The following is a 20,265-nucleotide window of genomic DNA, read 5'->3' on the forward strand; positions in this document are numbered from 1 at the left end:
TCTAGGCCCGGACTTCGCGGGTCGCTGAAAAGGTTCGCCGCAGCGGCTCTTCGGCGTCCGAACCCGACCGGATCGGACCGGCATTGCGATCGCCGTTGCGGACCGGACTGAGCGGCGATCGGTCGTGACCAGTTGATCTTCACGATCGGGTGACCTGCGAAGTACGGGTCTAGGGGGCGGTGCGGCCCCAGGCTCAGCGGCCGCGGGAACGGCCGCTGGTACAACATCCCCATTCCCACGCACACGACCACCCACGCCGGAAGACGGCCGGCCTGTCCAGTCGACCTGCGGACTCATGTCTGGCGCGGGTGGGGCGCGACAGTTCAATGGGGGGACTCGGGCCGGTTCGGCGTCCGCCCCGACCGGTGATCGGCTGGGCCTCAAGCACCTTGCTGATGTGGGTGGGTGGTGGCGCACCGAACACCGAGGCGGGATGCATGGCTCGCCGATCGCGCCGAAACGCTCCCGTGACGGCGACATGCGACACGGCTGAGGTGAATGGGACTGGAGGGGCGTCGGGATTCGCCAAGTGCTGGGTTCGTTGCACACCAAGCGCCGAAGGGACCGTTGGAGCGACCGAACCCCATCCGGTCAGGAGCGAAACAGCTGGGACTGGTGGGACGGGCGAGGCGTTGGGATTCACCAACGGCGGGGTTCGTCGCATTCGAAGACGCGTGCGTGCCGGTCGAGCGAACGAACGCCACCACCTGCGGTCGAAACGCTGTGGATCCGTTCCGCTTCGGCCGGTGTCGGAGCGCGACCTATTGCCGAGCCTATCGATTCTCGATAGATTTCCATCGCGGGTCGATCGAGGGAGAGACGATGGGAAAGCTGACAGTGCTTGCGCTGCGCGCCGTGCTTGTGGTGCTGCTCGCCGGCTCGGTGTTCGTACAGACAGTGATGGTGACGCTGTTGGCCACCGACCTGGCGGAGAGCGGCGGGGGCCTTGCGGACCGGCGGATCCCGATCATCGTGGTCACCGTCCTGGGCATCGTGGCGGTCCAAGTCGTCCTGATCTGCGTGTGGCGGCTGGTGACAATGGTGCGACTCGGGACCGTGTTTTCCCCCGCCGCCTTCCGGTACGTACACGTCGTGATCGGCGCGATCGTGGCAGCCGCCCTCCTCCTGTTCGCGCTCGCGGTCATCCTGGCGCCGGGCGAGGCCGTCGCCCCGGGCATCGTCCTCCTGATGTGTGGGGCTGTCGTGGCAGTCCTGGGAGTGGCGCTCATCGTGCTCGTACTGCGGATGCTGCTCGCCCAGGCCGTCGCCCGTGACGTAGAGGCGGCGCAGATGCAGGCCGAGCTGGACGAGGTGATCTGATGCCGATCGCCGTCGACATCGACGTGATGCTGGCCAAGCGGAAGATGTCCGTGGGCGAGCTCGCGGACCGCGTCGGGATTACGCCCGCCAACCTGGCGGTGCTCAAGAACGGCCGCGCCAAGGCAGTGCGCTTCGCGACGCTCGCCGCGCTGTGCGAGGCGCTCCAATGCCAGCCGGGAGACCTGCTGCGCTGGGAGGACGAGGGCGCCACGGCGGGGTGACGTCAACGGTCGGCCGCGCGCGGGTCCGTGATGACCGCACTCCAAGTGTCTCCGGGTGAACGGTGCTGAGCCGAAGACGAGTACGGCGAAGGCGGTCACCCGCTGAAGGCCGGGCTGATCGACAAGTCGCTGTGCTGGATGGCGTACGCCGCATACCAGTTGGCAGCGACCTGGGGCGGGTGGAGAAGACCTCTACGAGGACTGTTCCCACTCGTCGGCACTGGGCATCCGCAGTCCGCGCGCGGCCAGCAGGGCCGGCATCTCGGCAGGAAGATCAGTCAGCTTCTCGTCCTCCACCGCCATGAGGACCGTGGCCAGTGTGACCGTACGGCGTGGACTGAGCAGCTCGGCGAGGTGGCTCTTCAGGTCCGGTTCGTGGCCGTAACCCTGGCTCAGGCTGTCCGCGTAGTCGACGAGCTGTTCGGGTGTCGGCTGCCAGGCGTCGAGGTCGAAGCCGAGGCTCACTGTGCCGCCGGGTATCAGGGCGAATTCCTGCCCGTGCCGTTCCACACGAGCGCGGTGGAGCGGGGAGCCCAGGTGCTCGACGGTTTCCACGAGCGTCACATCGCCACCGACCTGGTCCGCCGCCTCCTGCGCCACTCGTCGCGCGGCAGGCAGGTCGAGTGACCGCCAGTGGTCAAGAGTCAGGTGGGTGAGAGACATGCGCCGCAGTGTTGCACGGGGCACTGACACTCCTGATCACGGTCACAGCAGTGTGCGTTGCGGCGTTGGCCGCGTGCGATTAACCCCGCACTTGACGAAGCTTGCGGCCGCCAAATGCGCCGGAACCGGGTGAAATGGTCTTCCCAGTTCGCCATCTGCTGGGTTCGTCTCTGGGGAAGTGCGTCGCCCTGGATGGTGGGCCCTCCAACCATGACGCCGCCCGTGCGCGGGTCGGTGCATCGCCCCCCACCCACATCAGCAACGGGCTTGCGGCCCAACCGACCACCGGTCGGGGTGGACGCCGAACCGGCCCGAGTCCCCCCATTCAACTGTCGCGCCCCACCCGCCACGACCATGAGTCCGCAGGTCGACCGGATGGGCCAGCTGGTCGCCTGCGTGGGTGCGCGTGTGCGTCGGAATGGGGATGTCACGCCAACGGCCGTTCCCGTCAGCCGCTGAGCCTGGGGCCGAGCCGCCCCCTGGACGTGGTGCGCCCCACTCACCGAGCCCGCCACCCGGCAACGGTGAACGGCCAATCGCCGGACCTCCCCGTGGGCTCCCCCCGGGGGCCGCCCTGCAGAAGCATTGCGGCGGAGGGGCGACGGTCAAGGGTGAAGCGCAGCGCAATCGCCGCAGGCGACGCGACGCAGGAGCGCCCTTTACCGGCGGGCCTCCGACGCCACACTTACGTGTGGCGGCCCCCATCGCAGATGCGACCAACGCCCCAGGCCCATCAACGCCCCCCGCCTTTATGCGGTTAGCGAGCCGCGCCGGACCGCCGTGACGAAGCTCGCCCAGGCGTGGGCTGGGACGACGATGGCGGGACCGTGGGGGGCGGTCTTGCTGTCGCGTACCGGGACGATGCCGGTGAGGTCGTCCGCGACCTCAACACACTCGCCGCCGTCACCGTTGCTGTGGCTGCTCTTACGCCAGGTCACGGCGCTGAAGTCACACGCGCTGCTTGCCATTTCGGTAATCCTCTGCCGCAGTCTCGATCAACGCCAGGGATACCGCTGGTGGCATTCATCGAAGGTCATGAGCCTCGTCATACCCATCATGAACGGGTGCGCTCCGGTGTTCCACGGAACGACCTGTGGAACGATCCGGCGCCTGCGCGTCAGGGCCACGATGCTCTCCAGCTGATCAGCCATTGCCTCATCGTCAATGATCGGCTGGCGCAGGAGCGACTCATGGAGCACGCACCAGAACTCGGGGGCTTTGGGGTCATCAAAGAGTTGCGCCCGTTGCAACCGAGCGCTGATCTTCGCGTCAACCTCGTCCGGCTGCTGCATTGGGTGTGCGGCCTCGATGACCGCTCGCGCATAGGCCCCCGTCTGGAGTAGGCCGGGGACGAGCATGGGTGCCCAATCGTCAATCTCCTGGGCTCGCTTCTCAAGCTCCAGCGTGTTGAGGAAGTACTCGGCATGCGCGCCCCTGCGGGCCCGGCGTACGTCTTCGCAGCGGCGCTCGAAGAAGCCGTCCGTCTTCAGTACGCGGTCCACGTGCTGAGCCAGGTCCTGGGGCATTCGCCGGTTGCCGAGCTCGATCTCGCTCAAGAGCGTGGGGCTGTAGAAGCTGCCCTCCACCACATCAGCAAGGGTGAGCCCCTCCCGCTCCCGTTGCCAACGCAACTCGCCACCGTAGAACGACGGCACGCTCAGCGATGCGTCAAGGTCTTTACGTCGTCCCACGATTGACTACCTTCCACGCCTGTCCGTGTGGAGCTCAAAACCCTTTTACGGTAGGGCGGGTCACGCCACTGTGTGAGCAATTCGTCACACAGTGCACTGGAAGGCGTACGCCCGTGATCCCCACCACCCACCTCCTCGTGGAACTCCTCGCCACCCCCGCTTCCGTCCCCGAACTCCGCCGCGCCGTGCGCCAGCACCTCGGCGGGCCCTGTGCCGATGTGCAGCTCTGCGTCAGTGAGCTGCTCACCAACGTGATCACGCACGTCGGGGAAGGCACCCCCGTAACCCTCCGCGTGAGCGAGACGCGCGACCGCCGCACCACCCGCGTCGAAGTCACCGACCCCGACCCACGCGCTCTGCCCGTACACCTCAAGGCAGCCGACGACGCCGAGTCGGGGCGCGGGATGGCCCTGCTGGCCGCCGTTTCGCTGCGCTGGGGGATTCAGCAGGGGGCCGACAGCAAGACCGTCTGGTGCGAGTTGTCATCCAGTGGCGATCGCCCGGAGTGGTGAGACCTCGGGCCACGCAGAGTCGTCCCCGATCCCCTTCTTCGCCAGAGGTCTTGACAACCCAATTGGTCTGAACCATTTTAACGACCAACAACAAACGGTGGCCACCGTCCCAGCGTCTCCTCCCCCCAACTCCCCCACCGGAGGCAGCAAGTGGACCGCCCCTCACTCCCCCGACTCCGCAGACTCCCCCGACTCGCCCTCACGGCCGCCCTCACCGCAGCCGTCGTCGTCACCGCAGGTCTCGCCGCACCCGCCGCGCAGGCGGCCGACCTGAACGTCGCCAAGAACGCCGGCTTCGAGTCCGGGCTCAGCAACTGGGCCTGCTCCGCAGGCAGCGGCGCCACCGTCTCTTCCCCCGTGCACGGTGGCGCCGCCGCCCTCAAAGCCACCCCCGGCGGGCAGGACAACGCCCGCTGCTCGCAGACCGTCAGGGTGAAGCCGGGTGCTACGTACACGCTCAGCGCCTGGGTGCAGGGCGGGTACGCCTACCTCGGCGCCAGCGGCACCGGCACGACCGACGTCTCCACCTGGACGCCGGACTCCTCCGGCTGGAAGCAGCTCACCACGAGCTTCAAGGCCGGGCCGTCCACCACCTCCGTGACGGTGTACACGCACGGCTGGTACGGCCAGAGCGCCTATTACGTCGACGACCTCTCGGTCTTCGGCCCCGACGGCGGTGGCGGCACCGACCCCGAGCCGGGCATCCCGGCCGCCCCCGCCGGGCTCGCGGTCGGCGCGACGACGTCGTCGTCCGTCGCGCTCTCCTGGTCCGGCGTCAGCGGCGCCACCGGCTACAACGTCTATCGCGGAAGTACGAAGGTCCAGTCCGTCACCGGCACCTCGGCGACCGTCTCGGGGCTGGCCGCCGACACGGCGTACGACTTCCAGGTCACCGCGACCAACTCGGCGGGCGAGTCCCCGAAGTCCGCGACCGTCAGCGGCCGGACGGCACCCGGCGGCGGCAATCCCGGACCCGGCCCCGGCCCCGGCCCCGGTCCCGGCGTACCCAGGCACGCGCTGACCGGTTACTGGCAGAACTTCAACAACGGCGCCGCTGTCCAGAAGCTGCGCGACGTACAGGCGCAGTACGACATCATCGCCGTGTCGTTCGCCGACTCGACCGCCACGCCCGGCCAGATCGTCTTCAACCTCGACCCGGCCGTCGGATACACCAACGTCGCCGACTTCAAGGCCGACATCGCGGCCAAGAAGGCGGCCGGGAAGTCCGTGATCATTTCGGTGGGTGGCGAGAAGGGCAACGTCACGATCAACAGTGACGCCTCCGCGACGGCCTTCGCCAACAGCGCGTACACACTGATGCAGGAGTACGGCTTCAGCGGCGTGGACATCGACCTGGAACACGGCATCAACTCGACGTACGTGACGAAGGCGCTGCGGCAGCTGTCCGCGCAGGCCGGCTCCGGGCTCGTGCTCACCATGGCGCCGCAGACCATCGACATGCAGTCCACCGGGACCGAGTACTTCAAGACGGCGCTCGCGGTGAAGGACATCCTGACCGTCGTCAACATGCAGTACTACAACAGCGGTTCGATGCTGGGTTGCGACGGCAAGGTGTACTCGCAGGGGTCCGTCGACTTCCTCACCGCGCTCGCCTGCATCCAGCTGGAGGGCGGCCTGGCGCCGAGCCAGGTCGGCATCGGCGTACCGGCGTCCACGCGGGGCGCGGGCAGTGGGTACGTGTCCCCGTCCATCGTGAACAGCGCACTGGACTGCCTGACGCGCGGGACCGGCTGCGGATCGTTCAAGCCCGCCAAGACCTACCCCGGCCTGCGGGGCGCCATGACGTGGTCCACGAACTGGGACGCGACGGCCGGCAACGCCTGGTCGAACGCGGTGGGCCCGCACGTACACAACCTGCCGTAACAGGTGAATCCCCGTGCGGCGCCGCAGCTCCCCCGGCGCCGCACGGCGTAGGCGAACGTGACGGACGGGGTGATCTAGAATCTCGCCCAGTCATCTGGGGGGGATGCGTGCAGGCACGTATCACTCGCGCCGTCGGTACCGCCGTCGCCTCGCTGGCCGCCGCCGTCGCGCTCGCGGGCTGTGAGATCAGCCTGCGGGACAACGATTTTCCCTCCCCGTCGCCGGTCCCGTCCGCGACGACGTCTCGGACCCTGGGGCCCGACGGGCTCGGTGAGTTGACCGTCGGGATGACACTGGACGAGGCCGCGGCGACCGGCGAGTTCGAGCGGCGGCCCGACAAACCGGGCACGTGCATGTCGGACGTCGGGACCAACGGCATCAGGGTCGGCTGGTCGGGCAAGCTCGGCATCACCTCTCTCACCGCCGAGGATGTGCGGACCCCGGAGGGCATCGGGGCAGGCTCGACGTTCGCTGAGGTCAAGCGGGCCTATCCGGAGCCCGCCGACGACCTCGCGGGCACGCTGGACGAGCAGATCGCGGTGATCGGCACGATCTGGACGGCGGTGCCGGGCCGACCGGACTCCATGTACGTGTTCCAGTTCGACCCGGCCACCCGGACCCGCGCCGACCTCGGCCGGGCCAAGGTCGGCATCGTCGTGCTCAAGCTCAAGGCCGAGCGCCGCTGCTGATCGCCGAAACGTCTACCAGGGAAGCTCGCGCACCTGCTGCACGCACAGGACGATGAACAGCAGGCCCGCCGCCACCAGCATCCCGTTGCTCAGCATGCCGTTGCGCCATTCGGCGGGCGTACGCGAGGAGTTGAGCAGCCACACCAGTGTCAGCGCCAGGAACGGCATGAAGAACGCGCCGAGCACGCCGTACACCACGACCAGGCCGAACGGCTGGTCCAGCCACAGCAGCGTCATCGGCGGGAACGTCAGCCACAGCAAGTACGCCCGGAAGGGGAGCGAGCGCTCCTTCACTCCGGCCGCGACCTCCTCCACCGTGCCCTCGTCGACCGGGGCGCCCTTGCGGTCGCGCTGGAAGCGCTCGACGAAGTCGGCGAACATCAGGCTCACGCCGTGCCACACGCCGATGAGGGACGAGAAGGACGTCGCGAAGAAGCCGACGAGGAAGAGCTTGGCGGTGACGGCGCCGTACCGGTCCTCCAGGATCTTGCCGAGGTCGATCAGGCCGCGGTCGCCCTTGGTGAGGGCGAGCTGGGAGGAGTGCAGCAGCTCGGCGCCGACGATCAGCATCGCGACGACGAAGATGCCGGTGGTGATGTACGCGACCCGGTTGTCCAGGCGCATGACCTTCATCCAGCCGGAGTTGGTCCAGCCCTTGGCGTTCACCCAGTAGCCGTACGCCGCCATGGTGATCGTGCCGCCGACACCGCCGATCAGGCCGAGGGTGTAGAGGAGCGAGCCGTCGGGGAGGACCGGGACCAGGCCGGCGAAGGACGCGCCGACGTCCGGGCCGACGCGGGCCGCGACGTACACGACGACCACGAACATCACACCGACCAGCACCGTCATGACTTTCTCGAAGACGGCGTACTGGTTGAACCAGACGAAGGCCAGGCCGATCAGGCCCGTGGCGATCGCCCACACCTTGAGGCTCGGCCCGTCGGGGAAGAGCGCCACGATGGGCAGGGCGGAGGACGACATGGCTGTCGCGCCGTAGACGAAGCCCCAGATGACGACGTAGATGGCGAAGTAGACGGTGGTCCACTGGCCGAGGCTGCGCCAGCCCTCGAAGAGGGTGCGGCCGGTGGCGAGGTGCCAGCGGCCGGCGGCTTCGGCGAGGGAGATCTTGACGACGCAGCCGATGACGGCGGCCCACATGAGCGTGTAGCCGAACTTGCTGCCCGCGATCAGCGTCGCGACGAGGTCACCGGCTCCGACGCCGGTCGCGGCGACGACGATGCCGGGGCCGATGTACTTCCAACTGGACTTGCGCGGCTGGGAGATCGCCTCTCCCGTGCCGCTCTCTGTCGTGCCTGTCATCTCCGGCGTCCTCCTGCTTGTCCCCGATGGTGATCCAGATCACCAAAGCGGGGCGGAGGGTGATCGCGCAAGGGGTAATCCGGAGCCAGCCGTATGGCCGAACCTCACTCTTGACCCGTTCATGCCATGCAGCCACGATGTGCCCAGCACTCCCGCACTCTGCACCGCCGTACCGCCGTACCGCCGCATTACATGCGTCGCACACACCCCCACACTCCCCACCCAGGAGACAGCATGCGACTTCGCATACGCGGAAGAGGGCCGGCCACCCTCGCGGCCCTCGTGGCACTCGCCCTTGCGGCGCCACTCACCGCGAGCGCGACCTCGGCCGAGGGGAAACCCTCCCCCGCCGCCACCGCCGAAGAAGTGATCAGGCAGTACGAGATCCACGGCCCGGCCACCGCCGCCGCCCGTACCGCCGTCGCGGCCACCGGAGTCTCGGTGGACGAGGCCGACGACCACTCGGTCGTCGTCAGTGCCAACGCCGCGCAGCTCAAGCGGCTCAAGGCGCTCGGATACGCCCCGAAGGCGCTGCCGGGGCCGCCCGCCCGTACCAACGGACTGGCCGTCGAGCCGTTCGACTTCCCGTCCGCCGACTCGCGCTATCACAACTACGCCGAGATGAACACGGAGATCAACCAGCGCCTCCAGCAGTACCCGAACCTCATGAGCAAGCGCGTCATCGGCAAGTCGTACCAGGGGCGCGATCTCATCGCCATCAAGATCAGCGACAACGTCGCGACCGACGAGAACGAGCCCGAGGTCCTCTTCACCCACCACCAGCACGCCCGCGAGCACCTGACCGTCGAGATGGCGCTCTACCTGCTGCGCGAGCTGGGCGCGGGCTACGGCTCGGACTCCCGCATCACCAACATCCTGAACAACCGCGAGATCTGGATCGTGCCGGACCTCAACCCGGACGGTGGCGAGTACGACATCGCCACCGGCTCGTACCGCAGCTGGCGCAAGAACCGGCAGCCCAACGCGGGTTCCTCGTACGTCGGTACGGACATGAACCGCAACTGGGACTACAAGTGGGGCTGCTGTGGCGGCTCTTCGGGCTCGTTCAGCTCGGAGACGTACCGGGGCCGGGCCCCCGAGTCCGCCCCCGAGGTGAAGGTCGTCGCCGATTTCGTACGCTCGCGGATCATCGGCGGGAAGCAGCAGATCAAGGCCGGGATCGACTTCCACACGTACAGCGAGCTGGTGCTGTGGCCGTTCGGCTACACGAACGCGGACACGGCGCCGGGCATGACCCAGGACGACCGCAACGCGTTCGCCACGGTGGGCCAGAAGATGGCCGCGAGCAACGGCTACACGCCGGAGCAGTCGAGTGACCTCTACATCACGGACGGGTCGATCGACGACTGGCTGTGGGGGAACCAGAAGATCTTCGGGTACACGTTCGAGATGTACCCGCGCTCGTCCTCGGGCGGCGGTTTCTACCCGCCGGACGAGGTGATCGAGCGGGAGACCAGCCGGAACCGGGACGCGGTGCTGCAACTGCTGGAGAACGCGGACTGTATGTACCGGTCCATTGGCAAGGAGCAGCAGTACTGCGGCGCCGGTAGCTGAGCCGCAGTCCCCCACGGGGCTGTTCCCCCACCCCGCAAGCTGTCACTACGGCAAGGGGCGGGTGGGGGAACAGCTCCGCAGGATCGTCGCAGCCCTCGCCGTCACCCTCGGCGCAGTGGGCATCCACCACGCCGCCAGGTCACCGGCCGCCTGTGGGCCGCCATCGCCGGCACCACCCTGGGCACCGTCGGACTCCTCATCGCCATCAACGTCATGTGGGCGCTCAGGTCCTAGTGGCCTCGGCCCGCGAGGTAGAAGCCCAGCACCGGGGCGAGTTCCGCGAACCACTCCTGGAGCTTCGCCTGGTTGCGGGCAGCGACCACGCCCTCGAAGAACCGTCCGTCGGGCAGCACCACGGCCACCATGAGGACCTCACCCCCGGGGCCGGCCTTGTAGTGCACGGTCTGGATGTCGCGCCACGGGAAGTCGAGCGTGGCGCCGTTGCATTCGAGCGAGACCCCTTCGGCGTCGACCACGACAGCGTTACGGCGATCCGCAGCCAGGAAGTCGGGGCCCGCGGCCACCGGCTGCCCGGGAAAGGGCGGCATGGGCGCGGGCGCCGGCGCGGGGGCGAAAGCCGGGGGCGGCGGGCCGAAGCCCTGCTGGGGCTGCGGGTGGTACTGCGGCTGCGGATCCACTGAAGTCGGCCTCCTCGGCTTTCGTTCTCCGGGCCCAGTATCGCCGACAGGCGAGAAGGCGCCCCGGGACGGACGGGTCCCGGGACGCCCTCTGCCTTCGTACCGTACGGCTAGATCACTGGATCACCAGACTCAGGACCGCCGCGACCGCGAAGCCCGCGACCGAGAGGACCGACTCCAGGACCGTCCAGGACTTCAGCGTGTCCCGCTCGGAGATCCCGAAGCACTTCGCCGCGATCCAGAACCCGCCGTCGTTGACGTGCGAGGCGAAGATCGAACCGGCCGAGATGGCCATGACTACCCCTGTGCCCCATGCGCCAGAAGGGCCTCGAAGTACGCGTTTTGGAGCTCTCTCCCGCCGGTGAGCGGGAGACTCTCCCCTGGATCGCTCCGGGGAGTTCGACAGCACTCAGGTCTGCCTGACGACTGCCCTCCCGGCAGCCGAGGCGAGTGCGAAACCCGCCCGGTCGATGTTCCGGCCTGCGTTGTGGTCGGCATTGCCAGACCAGCCGCACCGCGAGTTCTTGCACACGAACTCCGCCTGCGACTCCCGATTACCAGGGGTGGCAATTTCGCACATGGAGCAACGCAGGGAGGTACCCGGCGCTGGCACATGAACCAGGAGCCCACCGCGATCGAGGACCTTGTAGGCCAGCAACTGGACGGAGCGCCCCCATGCCTCCCCTGCGATCTTGCGGTTAAGCCCGGATTTCTGAGCCACGTTGACGCCCGGCTCGGCAATGTTCCCCTTCGCGGACTTGAGCATGTTCGTGATGTCGAGCTGTTCCACTGACACCAGCGCGTAGGCGTCAGCGATGGCAGTGGTTGTCTTGTGCTGCCAGTCCAGTACCCGCCGCTTGGCTCTCGCGCGCAGGTCCTTGATCTGGTCGTACAGGGCGCACAGCCTCTTTGAGGTCCGCTCGCCTGCCTTGCGGTACCGCTTACGGTGTGCGGCCCGCTGCTCAGCCCGAAGCAGCCGGGCTTCTTCCTCATCATCCAGCCACGAGGCGTGGTCGTGGGTACTCCCGTCGGACAGCGCGAGCGGCACAGTGATCCCTCGGTCAATGCCGACGTGTGAATCGGTCCAGTCCCGTGGCTCTGCTGCCTGCACCAAGTGCTCGATGCGGAAGGCGATGTGCCAGCCGAGCGCGTCCTTGACCAAACGCGCCCCGGTGATCCGCCCCGCAGGGCTCCCCTTGGTCAACCCCGGCAGATCTTTCGTCCACCGGAACCGCACCCGCCCCACCTTCGGGATGCTCACCATCCCCCACCGGCGATGCACCCGCGCCACTTGCAGATCGCGCCCCTGTGGGATGTCCACTGCGAGCGGTGCGCGGGCGCGGGACTTGTAGATGGGTTGGTCGGCCCTGCCCTCCCAGCAGTTCACCCATGCTCTGTGATACGTCTTCAGCACAGCTTGGGCGGCTTGCGCCGGAAGCATGCCGAGCCAGTCGACATTAGCGCGTGCCCATCGGATCTCACCGTCCATGTACGCCAGGGGTGGCCGCCGGGATCTGCATGCCGTGAACAGCTCATGCAACAGGTTCCACAACGCCCGTGCCGCATGAGCCTGTTGGTCAAGTTGCGCTGCTTGGTCACACGTCAAGGCAAGCCGAGCACGGTACCCACGCCGTTGCCTCATCGTCTCGCCCATGTCAGCCTCCTGCGGCCATCACCTCGTTGATCAGATCAACGACACCGCCGGGGAAAGGTCACAGGTTCGATTCCCCTACCGGTCAACCGAGGACCGCCAGCGCATCGATCTCGATCAGAAGGCCCTTGGGTAGTCCGACGTAGACGGTCGTACGGGCGGCGGGCACCGCCTTCAGGCCCGAGAAGCACTCGTTGTAGATCGCGTTCATCTCGGCGAAGTGGTCGGTGTCGGTGAGGTAGACGCGCATCATCATCACGTCGTCCCAGCTCGCGCCGCCCTCCTCCAGGATCGCCTTGACGTTGGCGAAGGTCTGGAGGGTCTGCTCGCGCAGGGTCGGGCCGGCGGGAGTCGGCGCCTGGCCCTCCACGGCGGGCAGGAAGCCGACCTGGCCCGCGACCTGAAGGATGTTGCCCTTGCGCACGCCGTGGGAGAACTTGGCGGGCGGGGCGGTGTGGGTGGACGGGGTGATCGCGGTCTTCTCGACGCGGCTGCTCATGCGCTTGCTGCTTCCTTCGGGGGTGTATTTCCTGAGTACTCCCTGCTGATGGCGTCGGCGGTGCGGCGCACCAGCGGCAGGAGGGTGAGGAGTTCCTCGGCGGTCACGACGACGTTCGGCGCGGACACCGACATGGCGGCGACGACCCGGCCGTCCGCACCGCGGATGGGGGCCCCGACGCAGTTGATGGACTCCTCGTGGCCGCCGAGGTCGGTGGCCCAGCCCTGTTCGCGTACGAGCGCGAGTTCCTTGAGGAAGGCTGCGGCGTTCGGCGTCGAACGGGACGTGTAGGTGGGGTAGTCGAGCCTTTCCGCGATGGTGCGGCGCTCGGCTTCGGGCAGGTCGGCGAGCATCAGTTTCGCGACGGCTGCGACGGTGATCGCGACGGGTTTGCCGATGCGCGAGTACATGCGGACCGGGTAGCGGCTCTCGACCTTGTCGATGTAGAGGACCTCGACCTCCGTCTCCTCGTACACCGCGAGGTGGACGGTGTGCCCGCACTCGTTGTTGAGCGCGGCGAGGTGCGGGTGCGCGATCTCGCGTACGTCGAGGTTTTCAACGGCCTCCTGGGCGAGCGCGAAGAGGCGGGCGCCGAGGCGGTAGCGCTGGTCCTGCTGCCGGTAGACGAGGCCGTGCTCGTGGAGCGTACGCAGGAGACGCAGCGCGGTGGACTTGTGCACGCCGAGGCGTTCGGCGACCTGGCCGAGGTCGGCGGGTCCCTGGGCGAGCAGCGGCAGGATGCTCAGCGCGCGGTCGACGGTCTGGCTCATGGCGTACGTACCTCCTGGTCGTCGGCGCCCGGTGTCGTTCCGGTCCAGCCGGGGCCGAGACGAAGTGTCCCCCAGGCGTCCGCGTCCAGTGCGGCGAGGCGGTCGGCGTGGGCGCGGGAGGGCGGCGTACCGAGGTCGCCGGGGACGGTGAGGGCGGCGGCGGCCATGAGGTGACCGTGCCGGATCCGTTCGCGTACGGGCAGAGCGCGCAGGGTCGCGGAGAGGAACCCGGCGGCGAAGGCGTCCCCGGCGCCGACGGGGGCGACGATGTCGACGTGGAGGGCGGGGACGGTGGTGACGGTGTCCGTGTCCGTGTCCGTGTCCGTGTCGGTGACGGTGTCGGTGTCCCGGCTGTCCCTGGGGGCGCGGGTGTAGGCCGTCGCGCCTGCCGCGCCCCGCTTGACGACCAGGACGTCCGGCTCGGGAAGGGCCCGGCGGATTTCGGCCGCGCCCCGGACACCCCAGGCCGCCTGCGCCTCGTCCTCGCCGACGAAGACCAGGTCCGCGCCGCGCGCGAGGTCGAGCAGGACGCCGGGGCCCTCGGCCTCGCTCCTCCACAGGTGGGCGCGGTAGTTGACGTCGAAGGAGACCAGGGGGCGGCCGGGGCGGCGCGCGGTGAGCGTACGCATCAGGGCCAGGCAGTCGGCGGACAGCGCGGCCGTGATCCCGGACAGGTGCAGTACGCGGCCGGCGGCCAGCACGTCGAGCGGCATGTTCAGCGGGGACATCGCGGAGGCCGCCGACCCGGTGCGGTAGTAGACGACCTCGAAGCCGTCGGCTTCGCGGTCGGTCGCCGTACGGAAGTAGATGCCGGTGGGGCGGTGCGGGTCGCGCTGGACGGCGGAGGTGTCGACGCCGTACGCGGCGACGGCGTCGACGAGGTGGTCGCCGAAACCGTCGGCGCCGACCCTGCCGACCCACCGCGCGCGGTGCCCGGCGGCGGCGAGGGCGCAGGCGACGTTGGACTCGGCGCCGCCGATGCCGCGGCCGAAGGAGGGTACGTCGGCGAGGCGGCCGGGCCGGGAGGGCAGGAACGTCACCATGGACTCGCCGAGGCAGACCGCGTCCACCACTGCTGGTACTTGGTCCTGGGGCGCGGCCACAATCGAGCTCCTCACCACTTGACTCACCATTGACCCTGCATCGGCTCGGATGTTAGACAGCGTTCAGCGAGATGCGCAATGGTCGTTGCATATGCTGCAACACGACGTACCAGGAGGCTCCCATGGCCGCAGGCAACCCGGTCGGACGACTCGCGGAACTCGCCGGCGAGCGAGTGGATCACCGCTTCAAGGCGCTCCCGCCGGACGCCGAAGGCCTGACGGTCGGCGAGCTCGCCGCCGAGCGCCGCAACCTCTTCACGGGCGGGTTCACCACCCCCGTGCTCGCGCTCTCCGCCGAGTCGGTGGAGCACAACCTCACGCTCCTGGAGACCTACGCCGAGCGCCACGGCCTCGCGTTCGCCCCGCACGGCAAGACGTCCATGGCGCCCCAGCTCTTCGCGAGCCAGCTGGAGCGCGGGGCGTGGGGCATCACCGCCGCCGTGCCGCACCAGGCGCGGGTGTACCGGGCGTACGGCATCCAGCGGATCTTCCTCGCCAACGAGGTCGTCGACGCGGCGGCGCTGCGCTGGCTGGCCGCCGAACTGGACGCCGACCCGGACTTTCGCTTCGTCTGTTACGTCGACTCGGTACGCGGCGTAGAGCTGATGGACGAGGCCCTTCAGGGGGTCTCGCGCCCGCTGGACGTGGTCGTCGAACTCGGCGCGGGCGAGGGGGCCCGTACCGGCGCCAGGACGGCCGCCGACTGCGCGGCGGTCGCGGACGCGGTGGCGGCCGCGGCCGCGGGGGGCACGCTGCGGCTGGTCGGTGTTGCCGGGTACGAGGGCGAGGTCCCGCAGGCGGACGGCGACAAGGTCCGCGCGTGGCTGCGCGAACTGGTGTCCGTAGCCGCGGACTTCGACAAGGCGGGCCGGTTCTCCGGCTCGTCGGAGATCGTGATCAGCGCGGGTGGCAGCGCGTGGTTCGACGCGGTGGCGGAGGTGTTCGCGGAGATCCCCGAGCTCTCGCTGCCGGTGCTCAAGCTGCTGCGGTCCGGTGCGTACGTCTCGCACGACGACGGCCACTACCGCCGGCTCACGCCGTTCAACCGGGTGGCGGAGGAGGGCGAGCTCCAGCCCGCGTTCCGTCTCTGGACGCAGGTCGTGTCCCGGCCCACCCCGGAGCAGGCCTTCGTCAACGCGGGCAAGCGGGATGCGGCGTACGACCTCGATCTGCCGGTGGCGCAGGCGGTACGGGACGCCGGGACGGGGGAGTTCCGCCCGGCGGCCGGCATCACGGTCACCGGGTTGTCGGATCAGCACGGCTGGGTGCGCACCGGTCCGGAGGCGGACCTTGAGGTGGGCGACTGGCTCGGTCTTGGGCTGTCCCACCCGTGCACGTCGTTCGACAAGTGGCAGCTGATCCCTGTCGTCGAGGCGGACGGCACGGTGACGGATTACATCCGGACGTTCTTCTAGCCCCCAGGGGGCGGGCGCGGGGCGGGCGGGCCTGCGGCGCTTTTCCCCTACCCGCCCCTTCCCGAACTGGGGCTCCGCCCCAGACCCCGCTCCTCAAACGCCGGAAGGGCGTCTGCGTTGCAGCCACTCAGAGAGGCGAACAGCCATGGACCTCGTCATTCGTGACGTACGCGTCATCGACGGCACCGGCGGTGCCTCCTACCGAGCCGACGTCGCCCTGGACAGCGACAGCGGCCGCATTTTCGAAATTCGGCGGGAGAGCGACGGCGGGCCACGCCTCACCGCCCCCCGCACGCTGCAAGCGACCGGCCTCGCCCTCTCCCCCGGCTTCATCGACATGCACGCGCACAGCGACCTCGCGCTGCTCCGCGACCCGGACCACTCCGCGAAGGCCGCGCAGGGCGTGACCCTCGAAGTCCTCGGCCAGGACGGACTGTCGTACGCCCCGGTGGACGACCGCACCCTCGCCGAGGTCCGCAAAGCCATCACCGGCTGGAACGGCGGTGCGCCCGGGGACACGACCATCGACTTCGACTGGCGGACCGTCGGCGAGTACCTCGACCGGCTCGACCGCCAGGGCATCGCCGTCAACGCCGCCTACCTCGTCCCGCAGGGCACGGTCCGCATGTACGCGACTGGCTGGAACGACCGCCCCGCCACCCCCGCCGAGCTCACCCTCATGAAGCAGCTCGTCGCCGAGGGCATGGAGCAGGGCGCCGTCGGCATGTCGTCGGGGCTGACGTACACCCCCGGCATGTACGCCGACGACGCCGAGCTCACCGAACTCTGCCGCGTGGTGGCGCGGTACGGCGGCTACTACTGCCCCCACCACCGCTCGTACGGCGCCGGCGCCCTCGCGGCGTACGAGGAGATGGTGACCCTCACCCGTAACGCCGGCTGCGCGCTCCACCTCGCCCACGCCACCATGAACTTCGGCGTGAACAAGGGCAAGGCGCCCGACCTCCTCAACCTCCTCGACAAGGCACTCGACGACGGCGCGGACATCACCCTCGACACCTACCCCTACACCCCCGGCTGTACGACGCTCGTCGCGATGCTGCCGAGCTGGGCGAGCGAGGGCGGCCCCGAGGCGATCCTCGCCCGCCTCCGGGACGACGAGACCGCCGAGAAGATCCGTCACCACCTCGAAGTCATCGGCGCGGACGGCTGCCACGGCGTTCCCATCGAGTGGGACACGATCGAGGTCTCAGGGGTCAGTGACCCCGGCCTGGCGAGCTGCGTGGGCAAGACGATCGCCGAGTCCGCCGCGCAGCGCGGCGAGGCCCCCTGGGTCACCGCCCGCCGGCTGCTGATCAGCGACAGCCTCGGCTCGACGATCCTCCAGCACGTCGGCCACGAGGAGAACGTACGCACGATCATGCGCCACCGCGTCCACACCGGCGGCAGCGACGGCATCCTCCAGGGCTACAAGCCGCACCCGCGCGCGTACGGCACCTTCCCCCACTACCTGGGCCACTACGCCCGCGACCTGGGCGTCCTCTCCCTGGAGGAGTGCGTCGCGCACCTCACCTCGCGCCCGGCGGCCCGGCTGCGCCTCCCCGACCGGGGTCTCGTACGGGAGGGATACCGCGCCGACCTGGTCCTCTTCGACCCGGACACGGTCGCGGCCGGCTCCACCTTCGAGTCGCCGCGCACACTCCCGACCGGCATCCCGCACGTCCTCATCGACGGCAAGTTCGTGATCGAGGACGGAAAGCGGACGGACGTCCTCGCGGGCCGGTCGGTACGGCGTACGGCCTGACTACCGCGGCGTCGAGGAGGTTTTCTCCGACTTCTCCGACCTCTCCGTCCTCTCCGTCCTCATCGCCGGCAGGTTCGCGGGCGAGGACGGGCGCCGTACGGACGGGATCGCGGGCCGGTCGTCCGTACGCGGTTCGCGGTCCTCCATTCGCATCAGCACCGCTCCCAGCACGCACACGCCGGCCGCGATGGCGAAGCCGTACGCGGGGGTGCTGCCCGTGGGGTGGGTTTCGAAGACCAGGGCTGCGGACAGCACCGCAATGATGCGGCCCAGCCGGCCGTCCCAGGCGGTGGCGGAGATCGCCGCCACGCCCCAGAGCAAATACCACGGCTGCACCATCGGCGAGAGCACGACCAGGGCCAGCAGGGCCACCCCCAGGGCGTGGACCGGGTGCAGGGGCGGTTCGCCGCGCCACGGGCGCACACTGCGGAAGGTCGCCAGCGCGGCGTAACCGATCACGGCGAGCGCGAGCACCAGGCCGAGCGTCTGGAACGCGCTCTTGACCGGGTCCGGGTCCCAGCCGAACAGCACGCGCGTCAGCTTGCCGATGCCCAGGCCGATGTCGCTGGAGACGGACAGGGCGGTGTGGATGGTCCCGGCGACGCCCTGTGTACGCAGCCACCCGAACCCGGTGCCGCTGAGCAGGGTGGTGGCGACGGCGACCGCCCCGGCCACCAGGCCCGGCACGGCGAACGCCTTGACGACGCGCCACGGGAGCGGGCCGGAGGTCCGGCGTACGACAAGCGCGCCGATGAAGAGCAGGGCTACGGCGGCCGGTGACTTGACCATCATCGCGAGTGCGACGAGCGCGCTGCCGAGCACCCAGCGGCCGTGCAGTGCGCCCACCACGCCCGCCAGCATGAGGGCGATCATCAGGCCGTCGTTGTGGATGCCGCCCACGACATGGATCAGCAGCAGCGGGTTAAGGGCTCCCAGCCAGAGCGCGCCGGTCTCATTGGCGCCGCGGGAGCGGGCGATGCGCAGGGTCGCCCAGACGATCAGTGCGAGTGCCGCCAGGGCGACGAGCCGCATCCCGAACACGGCGGGGACGATCTGCCCGCCGGTGGCCAGCACGACCCACTTCGCGAGGACGAGGAAGACGGGCCCGTACGGGGCCGGGGTGTCGGTCCAGTGCGCGCCGCTGCTCGCCGCGGCGTCGGCGCCGAGCTCGTCCGGGCCGAGCACCGAAGGGCCGGACGTATAGACGTCGTGGCCTTCGACGACCATCGCGCCCTGGGCTATGTAGCTGTAGACGTCGGCGCTGTGCAGCGGCGGGGCCAGTACGAGCGGCGCGGCCCACCAGACCAGCGTGACCACGGTTTCGCGCACCCCGCCCGCCGCGCCCCGGGCGACGAGACGCCCGTACCGCCACCAGGACACCACCAGCAGCGTCAGGCCCAGGTACGCCAGGACGGCTGCCGCCACGGTCGTCGCGGACCCGTGCGGAACCCAGATCCCCCACGGGTCACGCGCCGGCAGCCGCCCGGCGGCGATGCCGCCCACGGCCACCGCGACCGACCCGATGGCACCCAGCCGGCGGTACCCGACAGCACTCAGCGTCCCCATGACCGATCAACTTATCCGAGTCGTCCCAGCCTCCGGGTGGCTGTCGTCGGGTGCCTGGAACAACAGCTGATGTCGGTGAAGCAGCCGCTCGTCCGACGTCGTACGCCCCGGAGCGGCTGGGCCACGCCGGGGCGTACGACGCGCCTACGGCTTGGGGAGGGTGCAGCCGGGGCGGGTCAGGTCGATCTTGTTGCCGATGCCTATGCAGGCGACGAAGCCGTACGTCTGCTGGCCGTAGTTGATGCCCTTGCGCACAGTCACGTTGCCGCTCTCGTCGACCTCGCACGGGTTGTTGTCCGTGCAGCGCGCGCCGTCCTCGTTACCGGTGTTGTTCACGGCTACGACCTTGCCGGTGGCGGTGTCGATCACGGGCGAGCCCGAGGTGCCGCCGATGGTCTTGCACGCGGAGGTGTAACGGACCGAGTCCTTCCAGGTCCACGCGCCCTCCTTCAGCCGGTACGCGAAGCCGTCGATGCTGCAGCTGTAGATCCGCTTCCAGTAGCCGGAGACGACCTTGATGGCCGTGCCCTGCACGGGGCGGGTGGCGTTCAGTTCGAGGGCCTTGATGCCGTAGTTGGTCTGGATCTGGGCGTAGGTGCTGGTGAGTTCGTACAGCGAGGCGTCGGTGTCGGTCATCGTCGCGTACGCGATCTTGCTCGCCCGGAGCGTCGCGACCTTGGTGCCCGTGGAGTTGAGCAGGCTGAACGTACGGGTGGACGGCCGGTCGACTATGACCTGGCCCGGCGCCGGGAAGCCGCTCTCCAGGCAGTGCCCGTTGGACAGGACGAGGGCCGGGTCGCCCGGCTGGGAGCCGGGCGTACGCACAACAGAGCCGGAACAGTTGCTGAGTGCCACTGTTCCGGCGAAGTCGACTGCCTTGGCGGCCGGTTGGACCGGCTGCCGGCTTTCGCGGGTCTCCGCGGCCGCCGGTGCCGCTCCCGCTCCGAAGAGCAGCAGGGCTAAGAGCAATGCTGGTGACTTTGGCC

The 20,265-nt window shown here is 69.3% G+C and carries 18 protein-coding genes and 2 pseudogenes; 8 read left to right on the forward strand and 12 right to left on the reverse strand.

Annotation, left to right across the window (positions count from 1 at the left end):
• Positions 1-822 precede the first annotated feature (822 nt).
• Positions 823-1,320, forward strand: a complete 498-nt coding sequence (locus J7E96_RS34310; protein WP_215137395.1) for a DUF2975 domain-containing protein — start codon at positions 823-825, stop codon at positions 1,318-1,320.
• Positions 1,320-1,541, forward strand: a complete 222-nt coding sequence (locus J7E96_RS34315; protein WP_215137397.1) for a helix-turn-helix transcriptional regulator — start codon at positions 1,320-1,322, stop codon at positions 1,539-1,541. Before J7E96_RS34310 ends, J7E96_RS34315 begins: the two co-directional genes overlap by 1 nt.
• Positions 1,542-1,739: 198 nt before the next feature.
• Here J7E96_RS34315 and J7E96_RS34320 read toward each other — a convergent pair.
• The 3 genes and pseudogenes from J7E96_RS34320 to J7E96_RS34330 form a co-directional block, all read right to left on the reverse strand.
• Positions 1,740-2,204: pseudogene (locus J7E96_RS34320) on the reverse strand (hypothetical protein); the annotation flags it as partial.
• A gap of 749 nt (positions 2,205-2,953) precedes the next feature.
• The gene (locus J7E96_RS34325) at positions 2,954-3,172 is read right to left on the reverse strand and encodes a DUF397 domain-containing protein (protein WP_215137399.1); all 219 of its coding nucleotides are present in this window, start codon (positions 3,170-3,172) and stop codon (positions 2,954-2,956) included.
• 27 nt (positions 3,173-3,199) lie between these two features.
• Entirely contained in the window at positions 3,200-3,895 is a 696-nt protein-coding gene (locus tag J7E96_RS34330) for a helix-turn-helix transcriptional regulator (RefSeq protein ID WP_308296270.1), read from the reverse strand.
• 113 nt (positions 3,896-4,008) lie between these two features.
• Between J7E96_RS34330 and J7E96_RS34335 the strand changes: the two genes are divergently transcribed.
• From J7E96_RS34335 to J7E96_RS34345, 3 genes are all read left to right on the forward strand, one after another.
• Positions 4,009-4,407, forward strand: a complete 399-nt coding sequence (locus J7E96_RS34335) for an ATP-binding protein (RefSeq protein WP_308296271.1) — start codon at positions 4,009-4,011, stop codon at positions 4,405-4,407.
• Between the two features lie 150 nt (positions 4,408-4,557).
• Positions 4,558-6,291 (forward strand): chitinase, encoded by a 1,734-nt coding sequence (locus J7E96_RS34340; RefSeq protein WP_215137403.1) that lies wholly within the window; start codon positions 4,558-4,560, stop codon positions 6,289-6,291.
• A 107-nt stretch (positions 6,292-6,398) separates the two neighbouring features.
• Complete coding sequence (locus tag J7E96_RS34345; RefSeq protein ID WP_215137405.1) at positions 6,399-6,980, forward strand: hypothetical protein; 582 nt, start codon at positions 6,399-6,401, stop codon at positions 6,978-6,980.
• Between the two features lie 12 nt (positions 6,981-6,992).
• Here the strand turns inward: J7E96_RS34345 and J7E96_RS34350 are convergent, their stop codons facing one another.
• Positions 6,993-8,300 (reverse strand): Nramp family divalent metal transporter, encoded by a 1,308-nt coding sequence (locus J7E96_RS34350; protein ID WP_215137407.1) that lies wholly within the window; start codon positions 8,298-8,300, stop codon positions 6,993-6,995.
• A 234-nt stretch (positions 8,301-8,534) separates the two neighbouring features.
• Between J7E96_RS34350 and J7E96_RS34355 the strand changes: the two genes are divergently transcribed.
• Positions 8,535-9,875, forward strand: coding sequence for a M14 family metallopeptidase (locus J7E96_RS34355; protein WP_215137408.1), 1,341 nt, complete (start codon positions 8,535-8,537; stop codon positions 9,873-9,875).
• 230 nt (positions 9,876-10,105) lie between these two features.
• Here J7E96_RS34355 and J7E96_RS34360 read toward each other — a convergent pair whose 3' ends face one another.
• The 6 genes and pseudogenes from J7E96_RS34360 to J7E96_RS34385 all read right to left on the reverse strand — a co-directional run bounded on the left by J7E96_RS34360 (position 10,106) and on the right by J7E96_RS34385 (position 14,476).
• The gene (locus J7E96_RS34360) at positions 10,106-10,513 is read right to left on the reverse strand and encodes a hypothetical protein (protein WP_215137410.1); all 408 of its coding nucleotides are present in this window, start codon (positions 10,511-10,513) and stop codon (positions 10,106-10,108) included.
• A 115-nt stretch (positions 10,514-10,628) separates the two neighbouring features.
• Positions 10,629-10,814: pseudogene (locus tag J7E96_RS34365) on the reverse strand (GntP family permease); the annotation flags it as partial.
• Positions 10,815-10,922: 108 nt separating this feature from the next.
• Complete coding sequence (locus J7E96_RS34370; RefSeq protein ID WP_215137422.1) at positions 10,923-12,155, reverse strand: RNA-guided endonuclease TnpB family protein; 1,233 nt, start codon at positions 12,153-12,155, stop codon at positions 10,923-10,925.
• A gap of 94 nt (positions 12,156-12,249) precedes the next feature.
• Positions 12,250-12,663, reverse strand: coding sequence for a RidA family protein (locus tag J7E96_RS34375; RefSeq protein WP_215137412.1), 414 nt, complete (start codon positions 12,661-12,663; stop codon positions 12,250-12,252).
• Entirely contained in the window at positions 12,660-13,433 is a 774-nt protein-coding gene (locus J7E96_RS34380; RefSeq protein ID WP_215137414.1) for an IclR family transcriptional regulator, read from the reverse strand. The genes J7E96_RS34375 and J7E96_RS34380 overlap by 4 nt, the downstream gene beginning before the upstream one ends.
• A complete protein-coding gene (locus J7E96_RS34385; RefSeq protein WP_251070854.1) occupies positions 13,430-14,476 on the reverse strand; it encodes a sugar kinase in 1,047 nt (348 codons plus the stop codon). The genes J7E96_RS34380 and J7E96_RS34385 overlap by 4 nt, the downstream gene beginning before the upstream one ends.
• Positions 14,477-14,658: 182 nt before the next feature.
• Between J7E96_RS34385 and J7E96_RS34390 the strand changes: the two genes are divergently transcribed.
• Both J7E96_RS34390 and J7E96_RS34395 read left to right on the forward strand, forming a co-directional pair.
• The gene (locus J7E96_RS34390) at positions 14,659-15,951 is read left to right on the forward strand and encodes an amino acid deaminase (protein WP_215137418.1); all 1,293 of its coding nucleotides are present in this window, start codon (positions 14,659-14,661) and stop codon (positions 15,949-15,951) included.
• Positions 15,952-16,096: 145 nt separating this feature from the next.
• Positions 16,097-17,713: an amidohydrolase family protein gene (locus tag J7E96_RS34395; protein ID WP_215137419.1), complete on the forward strand. Its 1,617-nt coding sequence runs from the start codon at positions 16,097-16,099 to the stop codon at positions 17,711-17,713.
• Here the strand turns inward: J7E96_RS34395 and mptB are convergent, their stop codons facing one another.
• Entirely contained in the window at positions 17,714-19,279 is a 1,566-nt protein-coding gene (gene mptB, locus J7E96_RS34400; RefSeq protein WP_215137421.1) for a polyprenol phosphomannose-dependent alpha 1,6 mannosyltransferase MptB, read from the reverse strand. It lies immediately after the preceding gene.
• A gap of 144 nt (positions 19,280-19,423) precedes the next feature.
• Positions 19,424-20,248 carry a serine protease gene (locus tag J7E96_RS34405; RefSeq protein WP_215137423.1) on the reverse strand — a complete coding sequence of 275 codons (825 nt, stop codon included), beginning with the start codon at positions 20,246-20,248 and terminating at the stop codon, positions 19,424-19,426.
• Positions 20,249-20,265 lie beyond the last annotated feature (17 nt).

It is taken from the genome of Streptomyces sp. ISL-96 (assembly GCF_018614035.1).
In the GTDB taxonomy this organism is placed as follows: domain Bacteria; phylum Actinomycetota; class Actinomycetes; order Streptomycetales; family Streptomycetaceae; genus Streptomyces.

Bases quoted from the DNA above. Each gene is read 5' to 3' on its own strand.
- J7E96_RS34310 (WP_215137395.1), top strand. From the start codon at position 823: ATGGGAAAGCTGACAGTGCTTGCGCTGCGCGCCGTGCTTGTGGTGCTG.
- J7E96_RS34325 (WP_215137399.1), bottom strand. From the start codon at position 3,172: ATGGCAAGCAGCGCGTGTGACTTCAGCGCCGTGACCTGGCGTAAGAGC.
- J7E96_RS34375 (WP_215137412.1), bottom strand. From the start codon at position 12,663: ATGAGCAGCCGCGTCGAGAAGACCGCGATCACCCCGTCCACCCACACC.
- J7E96_RS34390 (WP_215137418.1), top strand. From the start codon at position 14,659: ATGGCCGCAGGCAACCCGGTCGGACGACTCGCGGAACTCGCCGGCGAG.
- mptB (WP_215137421.1), bottom strand. From the start codon at position 19,279: ATGGGGACGCTGAGTGCTGTCGGGTACCGCCGGCTGGGTGCCATCGGG.
- J7E96_RS34315 (WP_215137397.1), top strand. From the start codon at position 1,320: ATGCCGATCGCCGTCGACATCGACGTGATGCTGGCCAAGCGGAAGATG.
- J7E96_RS34355 (WP_215137408.1), top strand. From the start codon at position 8,535: ATGCGACTTCGCATACGCGGAAGAGGGCCGGCCACCCTCGCGGCCCTC.
- J7E96_RS34380 (WP_215137414.1), bottom strand. From the start codon at position 13,433: ATGAGCCAGACCGTCGACCGCGCGCTGAGCATCCTGCCGCTGCTCGCC.
- J7E96_RS34395 (WP_215137419.1), top strand. From the start codon at position 16,097: ATGGACCTCGTCATTCGTGACGTACGCGTCATCGACGGCACCGGCGGT.
- J7E96_RS34370 (WP_215137422.1), bottom strand. From the start codon at position 12,155: ATGAGGCAACGGCGTGGGTACCGTGCTCGGCTTGCCTTGACGTGTGAC.
- J7E96_RS34350 (WP_215137407.1), bottom strand. From the start codon at position 8,300: ATGACAGGCACGACAGAGAGCGGCACGGGAGAGGCGATCTCCCAGCCG.
- J7E96_RS34385 (WP_251070854.1), bottom strand. From the start codon at position 14,476: ATGGTGACGTTCCTGCCCTCCCGGCCCGGCCGCCTCGCCGACGTACCC.